Origin of the sequence: Bacteroides sp. AM07-18, assembly GCF_003602695.1 — a bacterium.
Lineage (GTDB): Bacteria > Bacteroidota > Bacteroidia > Bacteroidales > Bacteroidaceae > Bacteroides > Bacteroides uniformis.
The window spans coordinates 62594-77999 of sequence record NZ_QTLM01000019.1 but is presented as its reverse complement, the minus strand read 5'-3'; the positions used below and the strand labels follow the sequence as shown (position 1 = coordinate 77999).

The 15406-nt window shown below is 48.1% G+C and carries 14 protein-coding genes, 1 tRNA gene and 1 pseudogene; 14 read left to right on the top strand and 2 right to left on the bottom strand.

Annotated features, from left to right (window positions below; genetic code table 11):
• Positions 1 to 239: 239 nt before the first annotated feature.
• Positions 240 to 1091, bottom strand: a complete 852-nt coding sequence (locus DW096_RS17480; protein WP_034525943.1) for a PepSY-like domain-containing protein — start codon at positions 1089 to 1091, stop codon at positions 240 to 242.
• Between the two features lie 166 nt (positions 1092 to 1257).
• Between DW096_RS17480 and metG the strand changes: the two genes are divergently transcribed.
• The 7 genes from metG (at position 1258) to DW096_RS17445 (ending at position 9757) form a co-directional block, all read left to right on the top strand.
• Positions 1258 to 3300: a methionine--tRNA ligase gene (metG, locus tag DW096_RS17475; protein WP_009037611.1), complete on the top strand. Its 2043-nt coding sequence runs from the start codon at positions 1258 to 1260 to the stop codon at positions 3298 to 3300.
• A 92-nt stretch (positions 3301 to 3392) separates the two neighbouring features.
• Entirely contained in the window at positions 3393 to 4838 is a 1446-nt protein-coding gene (locus tag DW096_RS17470; protein ID WP_098032005.1) for a lipopolysaccharide biosynthesis protein, read from the top strand.
• Positions 4835 to 5746, top strand: a complete 912-nt coding sequence (locus DW096_RS17465) for a beta-1,6-N-acetylglucosaminyltransferase (protein WP_118931128.1) — start codon at positions 4835 to 4837, stop codon at positions 5744 to 5746. Before DW096_RS17470 ends, DW096_RS17465 begins: the two co-directional genes overlap by 4 nt.
• Positions 5747 to 5810: 64 nt before the next feature.
• Positions 5811 to 6680 (top strand): phosphorylcholine transferase LicD, encoded by an 870-nt coding sequence (locus DW096_RS17460; protein WP_117991253.1) that lies wholly within the window; start codon positions 5811 to 5813, stop codon positions 6678 to 6680.
• Positions 6681 to 6695: 15 nt separating this feature from the next.
• Positions 6696 to 7712 (top strand): hemolysin activation protein, encoded by a 1017-nt coding sequence (locus DW096_RS17455; RefSeq protein WP_118931127.1) that lies wholly within the window; start codon positions 6696 to 6698, stop codon positions 7710 to 7712.
• A 40-nt stretch (positions 7713 to 7752) separates the two neighbouring features.
• Positions 7753 to 9018, top strand: coding sequence for a glycosyltransferase family 4 protein (locus tag DW096_RS17450; RefSeq protein WP_008662500.1), 1266 nt, complete (start codon positions 7753 to 7755; stop codon positions 9016 to 9018).
• Complete coding sequence (locus DW096_RS17445) at positions 9011 to 9757, top strand: glycosyltransferase family 2 protein (RefSeq protein WP_022400784.1); 747 nt, start codon at positions 9011 to 9013, stop codon at positions 9755 to 9757. Before DW096_RS17450 ends, DW096_RS17445 begins: the two co-directional genes overlap by 8 nt.
• Positions 9758 to 10022: 265 nt before the next feature.
• Here the strand turns inward: DW096_RS17445 and DW096_RS17440 are convergent, their stop codons facing one another.
• Positions 10023 to 10739, bottom strand: a complete 717-nt coding sequence (locus DW096_RS17440) for an NAD-dependent deacylase (RefSeq protein WP_120028800.1) — start codon at positions 10737 to 10739, stop codon at positions 10023 to 10025.
• A 182-nt stretch (positions 10740 to 10921) separates the two neighbouring features.
• Between DW096_RS17440 and DW096_RS17435 the strand changes: the two genes are divergently transcribed.
• From DW096_RS17435 to DW096_RS17400, 7 genes and pseudogenes are all read left to right on the top strand, one after another.
• Positions 10922 to 11515: an FKBP-type peptidyl-prolyl cis-trans isomerase gene (locus tag DW096_RS17435; RefSeq protein WP_005830842.1), complete on the top strand. Its 594-nt coding sequence runs from the start codon at positions 10922 to 10924 to the stop codon at positions 11513 to 11515.
• A 19-nt stretch (positions 11516 to 11534) separates the two neighbouring features.
• On the top strand, positions 11535 to 12401 hold the full coding sequence (locus DW096_RS17430) for an FKBP-type peptidyl-prolyl cis-trans isomerase (RefSeq protein ID WP_005830844.1): 867 nt from the start codon (positions 11535 to 11537) through the stop codon (positions 12399 to 12401).
• Positions 12402 to 12631: 230 nt separating this feature from the next.
• A complete protein-coding gene (locus DW096_RS17425; protein WP_005830846.1) occupies positions 12632 to 13096 on the top strand; it encodes an Lrp/AsnC family transcriptional regulator in 465 nt (154 codons plus the stop codon).
• Positions 13097 to 13105: 9 nt separating this feature from the next.
• The gene (locus DW096_RS17420; protein WP_005830847.1) at positions 13106 to 13417 is read left to right on the top strand and encodes a DUF4491 family protein; all 312 of its coding nucleotides are present in this window, start codon (positions 13106 to 13108) and stop codon (positions 13415 to 13417) included.
• 92 nt (positions 13418 to 13509) lie between these two features.
• Positions 13510 to 13583: transfer RNA gene (locus DW096_RS17415), tRNA-Ile, on the top strand.
• Positions 13584 to 14219: 636 nt separating this feature from the next.
• Positions 14220 to 14798 (top strand): annotated as a pseudogene (locus DW096_RS19610) (IS982 family transposase); the annotation flags it as partial.
• Positions 14799 to 14825: 27 nt separating this feature from the next.
• Complete coding sequence (locus tag DW096_RS17400; protein WP_005830863.1) at positions 14826 to 15281, top strand: lipocalin family protein; 456 nt, start codon at positions 14826 to 14828, stop codon at positions 15279 to 15281.
• The last annotated feature ends 125 nt before the right edge of the window (positions 15282 to 15406 follow it).

The following is a 15406-nucleotide window of genomic DNA, read 5'->3' as shown; positions in this document are numbered from 1 at the left end:
TTATAAAAAGAAAAAGCGTCTAGCTAAATCAGGAAAAGACACACCTCACATGATAACTCCGGTTACCCCAAACGGTAACTTCATTTACACTACGAGGTAAAAGGCTTTACACTATGGTGTAACGACCGTTACAATATGGAGTAACGGCCGTTACACCCTATGGTAAACTGCTTTACATTAGAAGGTAAACAAGCGGTAAATACAATACGCTGATTTAAAGGGAAGTATTCAGTATAAGACTATGGCAGTATTTCACCTTCCGCTGTCACCTTTACGTAGATTTCCCTTTCCCCTTGCTCCATCTCTACCAAAAAGTAACTGCCATCGGGAGTCTCAATAAAGTCGGCATCATCAATGACATAACCGGGATGGGCAGCCGTAACGGCGTTCTTCACTACATCCTCCAGATGTCTCTTACTGATATCCCAGATAGTATAGGCCCATGCACCCTCAGCGGTGAACATCACATCCTTGCTGATACTTCCGTGCACGATTTCGACTTCCGTCATACCGTTCTTTTCTTTTTCAATATCCACAATGCGGGCATTGGGATATTTCTCTGCTATAAAATCTTTGATGGCAGCGGAAATATCAGAAGGGAGATAATCTTCGGGAGAACCGCCGTTGTGCGCATCGGCCACTTCCTTCACCAGAATGCCGTCCTCCGAATAATAGAGGTCCATTTCCTGATTACCTTTCTCCACTTCGATGATGTAGACAACAGCCATTTCCTTACGTTCCAGCTTGTCTACATCTTCCACCTTCCATACATTATAATAGGTACTACTCTCGTAAGAGCTTCTCACCGGAGCGGGAAGGTCTGCACAACGGAGGTCGGTTTCGGTCATCTGCCATACACCGTCTTTGGTGAACCAGGCCTCCTTTTCGAAATTGTCCTCATGGAAATCAGCCACATAATATGCACCTTTTGTTTCCCATTCTATACGCTGGGCATTGGGATGCTCCTTGGCCAACGCATTACTCAGTTCCGCGGGCACGGAGATTCCGTCGTTGTCGTCATCATCACAGCTTTGCAAGGCAAAGGCAAACACGCCTAACGCCAATAATAAGAAGTACTTTTCCAGTTTCATAGTCATTTCGTTTTTTTACATTATCAATACCAAGTTTGTTCATTTTGTATGGCAAAGATGAAGCCTAAATCTGGAAAGAATCTGGAAGAATACTCATATTTTGCAGAAAACAGCTATCTTTGTGCCACTAAAAGCGTTCATAACAAAAGAGATACATAATAACACAATGGAAAAGAAATTCAAACGTACCACCGTGACCTCGGCATTGCCGTATGCCAACGGCCCGGTTCATATCGGACACCTGGCAGGCGTTTATGTTCCTGCAGACATCTACGTCCGCTACCTGCGACTGAAAAAGGAAGATGTAATCTTCATCGGCGGCTCCGACGAACACGGAGTGCCCATCACCATCCGCGCCAAGAAGGAAGGCATCACCCCGCAAGACGTGGTGGACCGCTATCATACGCTTATAAAGAAGTCTTTCGAAGAGTTCGGCGTTTCCTTCGACGTGTACAGCCGTACTACTTCAAAGACGCATCACGACACGGCTTCCGACTTCTTCCGCAAGCTGTACGATAAGGGAGAATTCATCGAAAAGACCAGCATGCAGTATTACGACGAAGAAGCCAAGACCTTCCTTGCCGACCGCTACATCACCGGCGAGTGCCCCCACTGCCATGCCGAAGGCGCTTACGGCGACCAATGCGAGAAGTGCGGCACCAGCCTCAGCCCCACGGACCTGATTAATCCGAAGAGTGCCATCAGCGGCAGCCAGCCCGTGATGCGTGAGACGAAGCACTGGTATCTGCCGCTGGACAAACACGAGGAATGGCTTCGCCAATGGATTCTGGAAGACCATAAGGAGTGGCGTCCCAATGTTTATGGCCAATGCAAGAGCTGGCTCGACATGGGCTTGCAGCCGCGTGCCGTGAGCCGCGACCTGGATTGGGGTATTCCCGTTCCCGTAGAGGGTGCCGAGGGCAAAGTGCTCTATGTATGGTTCGACGCCCCTATCGGCTACATCAGCAACACCAAAGAGTTGCTGCCCGACACATGGGAGAAATGGTGGAAAGACCCCGAAACGCGTCTGGTACACTTCATCGGAAAAGACAATATCGTGTTCCACTGCATCGTGTTCCCCGCCATGCTGAAGGCAGAGGGTAGCTACATCCTGCCGGACAACGTGCCGAGCAACGAGTTCCTGAACCTGGAGGGCGACAAGATTTCCACTTCACGCAACTGGGCGGTATGGCTGCACGAGTATCTCGTTGACTTCCCCGGCAAGCAGGATGTGCTGCGCTACGTGCTGACCGCCAACGCACCGGAGACAAAAGACAACGACTTCACCTGGAAGGACTTCCAGGCACGTAATAACAACGAGCTGGTTGCCGTTTATGGCAACTTCGTGAACCGCGCCCTGCAACTCACCAAGAAGTACTTCGACAGCGTAGTGCCCGCCGCAGGCGAACTGAACGACTACGACCGCGAGACGCTGAAAGAATTTGCCGACGTCAAGGCAGAAGTGGAGAAGTTGCTGGATGTATTCAAATTCCGCGACGCACAGAAGGAAGCGATGAACCTTGCCCGCATCGGAAACAAATACCTTGCCGACACCGAGCCGTGGAAGCTTGCCAAGACGGACATGGAGCGCGTAGCCACCATCCTCCATATCTCCTTGCAGTTGGTCGCCAACCTTGCCATTGCTTTCGAACCGTTCCTGCCCTTCAGCAGCGAGAAGCTTCGCAAGATGCTGAACATGGACAGCTTTGACTGGGCAGAGCTGGGACACACCGACCTGTTGCCTGCCGGACATCAGCTGGGCACCCCCGAACTGCTGTTCGAAAAGATAGAAGACGACGTCATCCAGGCACAAGTAGACAAGCTGCTTGCCACCAAGAAGGCAAACGAAGCCGCCACCTACAAGGCAAACCCCATCAAGCCGACCATCGCCTTCGAAGACTTTGAAAAGCTGGATATCCGCGTAGGTACAGTGCTTGAATGCGAGGCAGTGCCCAAGATGAAGAAGCTGCTGAAGTTCAAGATTGCCGACGGGCTGGAAAACCGCACCATCGTCAGCGGCATTGCCCAGCACTACAAACCGGAAGAACTGGTAGGCAAGCAAGTGCTGTTCATCGCCAACCTCGCTCCACGCCAATTCAAGAACGGGCTGGTAAGTGAAGGAATGATTCTCTCTGCCGAGAATTATGACGGCTCGCTGGCGGTGACTTCACTGCTGAAAGAGGTGAAGCCGGGCAGCGAGGTGAAATAAAACAGTAACAAGGTAACGAGTTAACAAGGCTACAAGGAGGAAGGAAAAGCCTCGTGGCCTTGTTAACTCGTTGCCTTATCAACCAATAAACTATGTCCGATACATCACTCAAAGAAAAAACAGCCAAAGGCCTCTTCTGGGGAGGATTCAGCAACGGCATACAGCAGTTGTTAAATCTGGGATTCGGAATAGTCCTTGCCCGTCTGCTGGATGCTTCGGATTATGGTATGGTAGGGATGCTTACCATCTTCTCCGCCATTGCCGCCGCCTTGCAGGAGGGTGGGTTCATTTCGGCACTGACCAACCGGAAGGAGACTTTGCACAAGGATTACAACGCCGTGTTCTGGTTCAGCCTGATGTGCAGCACTACTATATATATATTACTCTTCTTTGCCGCACCGCTGATTGCCGACTTCTACGATACGCCCGAGCTGATACCGCTGTCCCGTCTCTCCTTCTTGGGATTCGTCATTTCCAGCATGAGCATTGCACCGAGGGCATATCTATTCAAGAACCTCAGAATCAAGGACACTACCGTCATTTCTATTTCAAGTCTGATAGTCTCCGGCATTGTGGGCATCACATTGGCGGCAAACGGATTCGCCTATTGGGGGATTGCATTGCAAAGCATCTCTTTCATCACCGTAATGACGATTCTTAACTTCTACTTCTCGCATTGGAGACCCCGCTTCCGGTTCGACTTCACACCCATTAAGGAGATGATAGGGTTCAGCAGTAAGATAATCATTACGAATATCTTCACCATAATCAATAACAATTTGTTTTCCGTCTTGTTGGGTAAGTTCTATTCGGAACGGGAAGTGGGTAACTTTACGCAGGCAAACAAGTGGAACGGCATGGGACATACCACGATTACGGGCATGATAAACGGCATTGCACAACCCGTCTTTACCCGGGTTGCCGACGACAAGGCACGGCAACTTGCCGTATTCAGAAAGCTGCTACGCTTCACCGCCTTTATCTCTTTCCCCGCCATGCTGGGATTGAGCTTGGTATCGAAAGAACTGATTATAATCACTATCACGGAGAAGTGGCTGCCCAGTGCCGATATCTTGCAACTGTTATGTATTTGGGGAGCATTTATTCCCGTCATCAATCTGTTCTCCAACCTGCTCATCAGCCGGGGGCATTCTTCTATCTATATGTGGAGCACCATCAGCTTGAGCCTGCTGCAAATAGTAGCTGTATGTGCCATATACCCATACGGGTTGGAATGGATGCTGCGTATTTTCGTCATTATCAATATCGGCTGGCTGTTTGTATGGTTCCGTTTTGTCAAGAGGGAGATAGGATTAAGACTGCGCGATATGCTGAAAGACATCTCTCCTTATCTCTCCCTATCCATTGTACTCGTAGTGTCAACTCACTATGCCACTCAGCCCATAGAAAACCTATACTTAAATATGGCAGCCAAAATCATTATGGTAGCTGGGCTTTATGCACTGGTTTTGTGGAAACTACAATCTACCATCTTCCGGGAAAGCATTGAATTCCTCTTAAAGAAAAAAAGAGCATGAGCCGCATAGCCTACATCATATCCGCCTACAAGGATGCCCCACACTTGGCACGCCTGGTTGCCGCACTGGATGACCGGGCAGACTTCTACGTGCACATCGACCTCAATGCCGATATACACCCTTTTGAAGAAGCCTTGGGAGACAAGGTCACTTTCGTGCCCCGCCACCGGATAAGCTGGGGAGGATGGGAACAAGTGGAATATCAGAAAGAATTGCTTGCCGCCGTATTGCACAGCGGTATCCCCTATACCCGCGTAGTATGCCTAAGCGGGCAAGATTACCCGTTATGGAGCAACAACGCCATCCACCGCTATTTCGAGGAGCATCAAGACACTGAATTCATCGGCGGTTTCAACCTGACACACTGCACCGTGAAACAGCAGTTGCACAAGATAACCCATTACCACCCTTTCCGTGACCTGCCTTGGAAGAGTATATGGTGGAAGAACAAACTCATTGTAGCATCGCGCAAGCTGGTACAGATACTCCCCATCCGGAAAGCCCCTTTTGCACCCTTGGAAGGCAAGCAGGCAGATGTCTATTTCGGTTCTGACTATTGGGCCATCACGTTGCCCTGCGCACGATATGTATATGAAAAGGTGTGCACGGAGGAGAAGCTGGTGAAGTATTTCAGAACCAGCTTTGTACCCAGCGAACTGTGCATACAGACCATCGTATTCAACTCCCCTTTTGCCTCAAAAGGGCTTCTTTTAGAGGGAGAATACCCCGGACTTACCCGTCTCACCCCCTTGCACTACATAGACTACGGCGCATCCATCCGCGTGATGACACTCGAGGACCTGCCAGTATTGCGGCAGTCTGGAAAGATGTTCTGCCGGAAAGTAGTAAGCGGGGAGTCCGACACACTGATAGAAAAACTCAAGTCCGATTTCGCAAAAGAAGATTGAAATGGAAAGTGCTCCTTTCAACTATTATCATTATTTTTGCAGACATCAATCAAAAATGGTATCCATGGTGAAGCAATATACCCCAGAAGAACTGACCCAACTACATCAGGTGCTATACGAAATACTGGAAGAGATTGTGCGCATCTGCGACAAACACAATATTCCCTATTTTGTAATCGGCGGAACAGCAATAGGGGCACTCTATGACAAAGCGATTCTTCCTTGGGATGACGACATAGATATAGGTATGAAACGGGAAGACTACAATAAGTTTCTCCAGATAGCCTCCCAAGAACTGAGAGAACCATACTTTCTTTCATGGATACATACCGACCCTCATAGTCCTTATTACTTTGCCAAAGTCAAGAAAAACAACACCTTGTTTGTCGAAGAGATGTTTAAAGATGTACCTATGCATCAGGGAATCTTTGTCGATATATTCCCTTTTGACCGTATTCCAAACAATAAGCTATTAAGGAAGATACAATATGAAGCCGTCAACTTTCTGAAATGCTGCTTGATGGGAAAAGAGGTATGGCTATGGAAACACTTCGGAAAATGTCAAATATCCAACCCTACCAATCGTGGAGCTGTTGCCTGCCTTCTGAACCGGATAGTTGATATGACACTCTCTAAAAAGACAATCTACCGTTTGATGGTGATAATGCAAAGTTGTTTCAACTCATGGAAAACTTTGTATTACAACAATGTGATTACCACTACCGACCATGTTTTGGAGACGAGTCTCAACCATTTACAACCAATCAAATTCGGTCCACTTTATCTGAAAGCACCTGATAGATTGGAAAACTTTCTACGGTACAACTATCCCACTTTACACCGGTATACAGAAGAAGAGCAGGACAAGATAAACAATCATTATCCGGCAGTTCTTTCTTTCAACATACCAAATGACCATATAGCCACCTCCTAATCCAACAAAATTGCCATGAAACCATCCCTTGTAGATGTATCTGTACTGATTCTTTTCTTCAACCGCCCCAAACTGCTGGCGCAAGTATTCGAACAAGTGAAGAAAGCACGCCCCGCACGACTGTTTCTCTATCAGGACGGCCCGCGCGGCGAGCGTGACATGCCGGGCATAGAAGCTTGTCGCAAAGTAGTGGCAGACATCGACTGGGAATGCGAAGTACGCCACAACTACCAAGAGAAGAACTACGGCTGCGACCCATCGGAATACATGGCACAGAAGTGGGCATTCTCCTTGTCGGACAAATGTATCGTGCTTGAGGATGACGACGTGCCTGCCGTCTCTTTCTTCGGCTTCTGCAAGGAACTGCTCGACAAGTATGAGCACGACACACGCATCAGCATGATTGCCGGATTCAACAACGAGGAGATTACACCGGACATCACTTCCGACTACTTCTTCGCCACCACCTTCTCCATCTGGGGATGGGCGAGCTGGCGGCGGGTGACGGACCAATGGGATGAATTCTACACCTTCCTGGACGACAAGGAGAACATGCGGCAACTGAAGAACCTCATCCACACACGGCGCTACCGCAAAGACTTCATCTACATGTGCCAACGCCACCGCGAACACGGGAAAGCCTATTACGAAACCATCTTCCACGCTTCCATGTTGTTCAATTCGGGTCTGAGCATCGTGCCCACCCGCAACATGATAAACAATCTGGGAGCCACTGCCGACTCCACCCACTTTGCCGGCTCCGTGCACACCATGCCGCGCGGTTACCGCCGCATCTTCACCATGAAACGCCACGAAGTGGAGTTTCCACTGAAGCACCCTCGCCACGTCATCGAGAACACTGCCTACAAGGATAGCGTTTACCGCATCATGGCATGGCGGCATCCCTGGATAAAGATTGCACGGTCGTTCGAGGAACTGGCGTTGAACCTACGGTACGGCAACTTCACCATCATATGGCAAACGCTGCAAAAGCGTATCCGGAAATGGATGAAACAAGACCGGCATCTGTAACAAGAAAAAACATTCAAAAAAGAAGAAACGAACAACAGTCATGAGAGTACTACTTATCAATACATCCGAACGCATCGGCGGCGCAGCCATCGCCGCCAGCCGTCTGATGGAATCACTCAAGAACCACGGCATCAAAGCCAAGCTGCTGGTGCGCGACAAGCAGACCGACCAAATCTCCGTTGTGTCACTAGACCATAACTGGCGCATGGTGTGGAAGTTCGTCTGGGAGCGCATTGTCATCTGGAGCGCCAACCGCTTCAACAAGAAGAACATCTTTGCCGTAGACATTGCCAACACGGGGACAGACATCACCTCACTGCCCGAATTCCAGCAAGCAGACGTCATCCATCTGCACTGGATAAACCAAGGGATGCTCTCGCTGAAGAACATCGAGAAGATTCTCGCCTCGGGCAAGCCCGTCGTCTGGACCATGCACGACATGTGGCCCTGCACCGGCATCTGTCACCATGCCCGCGAGTGCACCCACTACCAGCAGGAATGCCACAACTGCCCCTTCATCCACGGAGGCGGAGGCAAACGTGACCTTTCCTACCGCATCTTCCACAAAAAGCAGGCATTGTATCGCAACCGTCACATCAACTTCGTCACCTGCAGCCGCTGGCTGGAAGAACGTGCCCGGACAAGCGCCCTCTTCTGCGGTCATGCCGTGACGTGCATCCCCAACCCCATCAACACCAACCTCTTCAAGCCCCGCAACCGACAGGAAGCCCGCAGCCGTTGCCTACTGCCGCAAGACAAAAAGCTCATGTTGTTCGGCTCGGTGAAGATTACGGACAAACGGAAAGGCATTGACTACTTGATAGAATCGTGCCGACTGCTGGCCGACAAGCATCCCGAACTCCGGGAACAGTTGGGTGTCGTCGTCTTCGGCAACCAATCGCAACAACTGGAAAACCTGCTTCCATTCAAAGTCTACCCGCTGAACTTCGTCAGCAACGAACACCAACTGGTGAACATCTACAATGCCGTGGACATCTTTGTGACCCCCTCGCTAGAAGAGAACCTGCCGAACACCATCATGGAAGCCATGGCATGCGGCATTCCCTGCGTCGGATTCAACGTGGGCGGCATCCCTGAGATGATAGACCATCTGCACAACGGCTACGTGGCACAATACAAATCCTCGGAAGACTTTGCCAACGGCATCTACTGGACGCTGACCGAACCCGACTACCCCAGCCTCTCGGAACAAGCCTGCCGGAAAGCCATCTCCCACTATTCGGAGAACGTCGTCGCCAAGAAATACATTGACCTTTACAACAAAGTGACCGGAAGAAATGCATAACCACCCCACCCCGAAATTCAGCATCATCACCGTGACCTACAATGCCGAAGCGGTACTGGAGGACACGATTCAAAGCGTTATCTCGCAAACCTACCACCACGTAGAATACATCCTTGTGGACGGCGCGTCCAAAGACGGCACGCTCTCCATTATCGACCGTTACCGCGACCGCATCACCCGCATCGTGAGCGAACCGGACAAGGGACTGTACGACGCCATGAACAAAGGTATCCGCCTTGCCACCGGCGATTACCTCTGCTTCCTCAATGCCGGCGACAGCTTCCACGAGGACGACACCTTGCAGCAGATGGTGCGTTCCATCTCCGGCAACGAACTACCCGACGTGCTGTACGGCGAAACGGAACTGGTGGACAAGGAAGGTCACTTCATCCGCATGCGCCGCCTCGCCGCCCCGGAAGTGCTTACCTGGCGAAGCTTCAAGCAGGGCATGCTGGTCTGCCATCAGGCCTTCTTTGCCAAAGCTTCCCTTGTAGAACCCTACGACCTGCAATACCGCTTCTCCGCCGACTTCGACTGGTGCATCCGGGTGATGAAGAAGGCACGGACCTTGCACAATACCCATCTCACCCTCATCGACTATCTGGAAGAGGGAATGACCACCCAGAACCGGCAAGCATCCCTGCGCGAACGCTTCCGCATCATGGCGCGGCATTACGGACTGATGAGTACCGTAGCCCATCATGCCTGGTTCGTATTACGGGCCGTGATAAAGAAATAGCACAAATTTCGAGGACAAATATACTTTGTTCCCGCAAGACCTATACCTTGCGGGAATCTCCCCTATACCCAGCTCTCTACAGTATAGGAGTGAGTACCCAAAACATCCCCATGTTTTCACCTAAAACATCCGGATGTAATGGGGCAAAACATCCCCATGTTTTGGGGTAAAACATCCGGGTGTTTTGGAGAAAGACATCCGGATGTTCTGCATATTAAGTCCTATACCGTGAGGGGCTAAGTCCTAAGACGTAGGAGATTAACTCCTAAGGCAAAGGAGGCTGGGTAGCTGCAAGCAGCGCCTTCAACTCTTTTACCCCTTCCGAAGCTCCCTTTTGAATGACATGTATCGGACGCATGACGTGCGTGTCCACCGGCTTGGGGTCTATCAGATACACTTCGGTGGCACGGGGCACGTAGTTCAGCAGTCCCGCAGCGGGATAAACGTTCAGACTGGTGCCGATGATGACGAAGATGTCCGCCTGCTCCACATACCGGATGGCAGTCTCAATCTCCGGCACCGACTCGCCAAACCACACGATGAACGGGCGGAGCTGCGTACCGTCGCCCGCCTTGTCGCCCAACTTTACTTCATATTCCTCCGGCGCCAGTTCCTTGACGAAATGCGGATTATAAGGGTCGCGGCTGGAACAAACCTTCGTCAGTTCCCCATGCAAGTGTATCACGTGCGTACTGCCGGCACGCTCGTGCAGATTATCTACGTTCTGGGTGACGACCGTTACATTGAAATCCCTCTCCAGGTCGGCAACGCCCAGATGCCCGGCATTCGGCACCACATCGAGCAACTGCTTGCGACGTTCGTTATAGAAATTAATGACCAGTTCCGGATTACGTGCATACCCCTCGGGAGTCGCCACCTGCTCCACCGGATATTTGTCCCATAATCCGCCCGCATCACGGAATGTGCTGATGCCGCTCTCGGCGCTCATACCAGCACCCGACAATATGACCAAGTTCTTCATTTTCCGCTCCTTTCCTTTATTAAAGTAAGACAAATATAAGAAGAATGTTCAAGTTGTGATATAAATAAGAAAAATTAAATACTTAAAAGCCTTATCATTCAAATAAAAGACGTACTTTTGCCACTCATAAATTTGCAATAGACTGGAAAAGAAACCAATCCGGTCGTCAACAAAAGAATCTTATGGACAAATTCAGTTATGCTATCGGCCTTGGAATAGGTCAGAATCTTTTAAGCATGGGTGCCAAAGGCATTGCAGTAGATGACTTTGCACAAGCAATCAAAGACGTTCTGGAGGGCAACCAGACGGCAATCAGCCACACAGAAGCCCGTGACATCGTCAACAAGTACTTCGCCGAACTGGAGGAGAAGATGAACGCAGCAAACATAGAAGCCGGCAAAAAGTTCCTGGAAGAGAACAAAAAACGCGAGGGAGTTGTTACGCTTCCCAGCGGACTTCAATACGAAGTTATCACAGAAGGAAACGTCGGTCACTATGCCAAAGCAACCGACCAGGTACAATGCCACTACGAAGGCACACTGATTGACGGAACGCTGTTCGACAGCTCCATCAAGCGCGGCCAGCCTGCCACATTCGGTGTAAACCAAGTGATACCCGGTTGGGTGGAAGCCCTTCAGCTTATGCCCGAAGGTGCCAAGTGGAAACTCTACATCCCCAGCGACCTGGCATACGGAGCGCAGGGTGCCGGCGAGATGATTCCTCCCCACAGCACGCTCGTATTCGAAGTCGAATTACAGAAAATTTTATCTAAATAAACAAACAAGTAAAAGCAAAATGAAAAAAGTAACATTTCTCATGGCTCTTGCAGTAGCTGCCGGCATGGCATCTTGTACTGCTCAAAGTCCGAAAGCTGATTTGAAGACGGACATCGACTCATTATCTTACGCCATCGGTATGGCACGTACAGAAGGTTTGGACCAGTATCTTGCACAACAAGGCATTGACTCAACCCAGATGTCAGAATTCCTGAAAGGTTTCAACGAAGGCGCAGCCAAAATCGATAAGAAAGACGTGGCTTACATGGCCGGTCTGCAAGTAGGCCAGATGGTCAGCAAGCAATGGGTGGAAGGCTTCAACCAACAAATCTTCGGCAACGACTCCACACAGAGCATCAGCCGCGAAAATCTGCTGGCAGGTTTCGTAGCAGGTGTCATCGGCAAGGGTGGTGCTATGGATATGATGAAAGCTCAAGAGTACATGCGTACTCAGATGGATGCCATCAAAGAAAAAGCAACTGCAGAAAAGTATGCTGACAACAAAGCTGCCGGTGAAAAGTTCCTGGCTGAGAACAAGGCTAAAGAAGGTGTAGTAACTACCCCGAGCGGTCTGCAATACAAAATCATCACCAAGGGTAACGGTGCCGTTCCTGCCGACAGCAGCAAGGTGAAAGTAAACTACAAAGGTACGCTGATTGACGGAACAGAATTCGATAGCTCTTACAAGCGCAACGAACCTGCTACTTTCCGTGCCAACCAGGTAATCAAAGGCTGGACAGAGGCCCTCACCATGATGCCCGTCGGCTCTAAGTGGGAACTCTATATCCCCTACGACCTGGCATACGGTTCAAGAGAAACCGGTAGCCAAATCAAGCCGTTCTCTACTTTGATATTCGAAGTGGAACTGCTGGGTATCGAGAAGTAATGTAACAATCCGAAGGGAGGGGCAAAACCCTCTTGTTACTTCTTTTAGGCGCGGATTACGAGGAATAACGCGGATTTGGTAAACTAAATCCGTGAAATCCGCGTAATCCGCGCCTTATCGTTACCCCTCACTTTTATTCATTTTTCCGTCCCTTTTTATAGATAAATTAAAATAAAGTCCTATATTTGCTTACTATTTGATAACAACAAGAACTTTACTTATTTACTATTATGGAAAAAATAGACAATCTTGACCGGCAGATTCTGGAAATCATTTCCCAAAATGCCCGTATCCCTTTCAAGGACGTAGCTGCTGAATGTGGCGTGTCACGTGCTGCCATCCATCAACGTGTACAGCGCCTGATTGACCTTGGCGTTATTGTTGGCTCAGGCTATCATGTAAATCCCAAGTCCCTTGGATACAGAACCTGCACTTACGTAGGAATCAAGCTGGAAAAGGGCTCCATGTATAAGACGGTAGTTGCTGAGCTGGGCAAGATTCCCGAAATCGTAGAATGCCACTTCACCACTGGTCCGTACACCATGCTGACCAAGGTATATGCCCGCGACAACGAGCATCTGATGGATTTGCTGAACAACAAGATGCAGGAGATTCCTGGCGTAACCGCTACCGAGACCTTGATTTCCCTGGAACAGAGCATCAAGAAGGAGATTCCTATTTGCCCCGAGAAATAACGAACAACAATGGATTTCTTGAACGAATATCATCTGTCGGGCCTTGTCATAGGTATCTGCACATTCCTCATCATCGGCTTGTTTCACCCCATAGTTGTGAAAGCCGAATATTATTGGGGCACCAAGTGCTGGTGGATTTTCCTTTTACTCGGCATCGGCGGCATCATTGCCTCCCTTTATACGGAGAACATCATGATAGCCTCCCTTTTGGGCGTCTTTGCATTTTCCTCGTTCTGGACCATCAAGGAGATATTCGAGCAGGAAGAACGAGTGAAAAAAGGCTGGTTTCCCAAGAATCCAAAACGAACTTATAAGTTCTAAGGACAAAGGTTATAAGGAATTTTATCCAAAAGTCTTGCATATTTCAATAGAAAATGCTACTTTTGTCCTCGCTATCCAAGCAAGGATGCATCGGACTTGTAGCTCAGTTGGTTAGAGCAACAGACTCATAATCTGGAGGTCCCTGGTTCAAGCCCAGGCTGGTCCACAAAGAATTGCCTCATAAACAAGTGTTTATGGGGCTTTTTTATTAGGACTTCTTCTCTTTGGATTTTCGAAATACTGACAAGAAACAGGCTGTCTTGCTTCGTTGTTGACCTATTGTTGACCCCAAAATAAGTACCACAAACAGATAATCTCACCACACAGATAAGCAGACTACAAACTATTCAGAATATCTAAAATGAAAGAATTTACTTATGAACAGATAAGAACAAAGGCTCTTAAACAGGGAGTGAAAGATAATAAGGTTCACATTGGATTGTGGGCTAATCTTAATAACTATCTAAAGACAAGGAGAAAAAAGAATGGAAAGGTTACTACCTATTATATTTCATTGCAGAAACTATCTTATTAATTTACTAATATTTAAACTGACATGATAATTCATCTACCAACAGGAAAGAAGTTCCACAACAGAAAGGAAGCCAAGATATATTTTGACACTGCCTACTATTACAAAATGGCACAGCGTAGAGAATCATTAAACATGGGTGAGTTTGCAGAAGAAGCAGTCACTGTAGAAGAAGTTGCAGCAGCATTGAATTTGTTCCATGCCTACAACCCATCCAAAGACCTGCACCTGTTAAGAACACTTGGACAGATGTCAATCTCCACAAGCGAGGACTCCACTCCCTTACGTGTTTGTCGTAACCAAAGGATCCTTATTCATAAGACATTTGAGGGACTTGCCGAGCGTGGAAAATGTTCAATGGGATGGTCCTTCGGATTCAAGTTGCATCTGATAATCAATGACAAGGGTGAAATTCTCAATTTCATGTTCACGCCTGGAAACGTGGATGACCGGGAACCGTTGAAGCAAGGTAAGTTTCTGGAGAACATCAAAGGAAAACTATGCGCAGACAAAGGATATATTGGTCAGGCTCTGTTTGAGAACCCTTTTCTTAATGGCATACAGCTTGTCACTAAAGTTAAAAACAATATGAAGAATTCACTGATGAGTATTGCCGACAAGATTTTGCTCAGAAAAAGAGCCTTGATCGAAACTGTCAATGACGAATTGAAGAACATTGAGCAGAGGGAGAAATCCTTACCTTTAATAAGGATAACACCTATACAGAGAAAGGCGAAAATGACACTCAAAATGATACATTTGAATACTTCCCTAACAGATATATGTTCGTTACTTATTATACAACTGATTGGGGAGAAGAGAATACCATTTACACTGTTGTTAAGATAACTAAAGATGAGCTATATCTTAACAACAATGAAAACTTTAAGATTAATTGGAACGACCTTATTAATGGTCATGTTGGCTGTAAACTTTACAGCATGTAGTGATGATGAAGATGAACAGACAATCATTGAACAAGCTAACCTTATAGGTAAATGGCAGACCACTTGGGAGAAGATTCACAAAGTGGAGAATGATAAGGAAGTAGTAACTTCTGATGAAGCATATACCAATGGTTTATGGGAGTTCAAAGCTGACGGTACTTGCACAGAAGGCTATGCGGACGGTGGATATACAGAAACAAGTCGTTGGTCTTTGAAAGACAATAAGCTGACTATCTCTTACGATGATGGTTATTCAGATGTCCTAACTGTTAATGAACTTACAGCTACTAAGTTGGTTCTCGCCTTTGAGGATTGGGACACAATGGATGATGGTAGCGAGGAATTGGATGACATTACAACAACCACTTACAAGAAGATTGACTAATTACCAATCTACTTAAGACAGAGCAGCATTTGAGGAAACTCTTATGCTGTTTTTCTTTTTATAAAGCTACTACAATTTCAAGGAATACTTCTATATATAATCCCATTCGCAAGAATGTTGCAGCA

Coding starts and splice junctions, on each gene's coding strand:
- DW096_RS17400 (WP_005830863.1), top strand. CDS start 14,826: ATGAAAACTTTAAGATTAATTGGAACGACCTTATTAATGGTCATGTTG.
- DW096_RS17450 (WP_008662500.1), top strand. CDS start 7,753: ATGAGAGTACTACTTATCAATACATCCGAACGCATCGGCGGCGCAGCC.
- DW096_RS17440 (WP_120028800.1), bottom strand. CDS start 10,739: ATGAAGAACTTGGTCATATTGTCGGGTGCTGGTATGAGCGCCGAGAGC.
- metG (WP_009037611.1), top strand. CDS start 1,258: ATGGAAAAGAAATTCAAACGTACCACCGTGACCTCGGCATTGCCGTAT.
- DW096_RS17420 (WP_005830847.1), top strand. CDS start 13,106: ATGGATTTCTTGAACGAATATCATCTGTCGGGCCTTGTCATAGGTATC.
- DW096_RS17460 (WP_117991253.1), top strand. CDS start 5,811: ATGGTGAAGCAATATACCCCAGAAGAACTGACCCAACTACATCAGGTG.
- DW096_RS17470 (WP_098032005.1), top strand. CDS start 3,393: ATGTCCGATACATCACTCAAAGAAAAAACAGCCAAAGGCCTCTTCTGG.
- DW096_RS17480 (WP_034525943.1), bottom strand. CDS start 1,091: ATGAAACTGGAAAAGTACTTCTTATTATTGGCGTTAGGCGTGTTTGCC.
- DW096_RS17425 (WP_005830846.1), top strand. CDS start 12,632: ATGGAAAAAATAGACAATCTTGACCGGCAGATTCTGGAAATCATTTCC.
- DW096_RS17435 (WP_005830842.1), top strand. CDS start 10,922: ATGGACAAATTCAGTTATGCTATCGGCCTTGGAATAGGTCAGAATCTT.
- DW096_RS17455 (WP_118931127.1), top strand. CDS start 6,696: ATGAAACCATCCCTTGTAGATGTATCTGTACTGATTCTTTTCTTCAAC.
- DW096_RS17430 (WP_005830844.1), top strand. CDS start 11,535: ATGAAAAAAGTAACATTTCTCATGGCTCTTGCAGTAGCTGCCGGCATG.
- DW096_RS17445 (WP_022400784.1), top strand. CDS start 9,011: ATGCATAACCACCCCACCCCGAAATTCAGCATCATCACCGTGACCTAC.
- DW096_RS17465 (WP_118931128.1), top strand. CDS start 4,835: ATGAGCCGCATAGCCTACATCATATCCGCCTACAAGGATGCCCCACAC.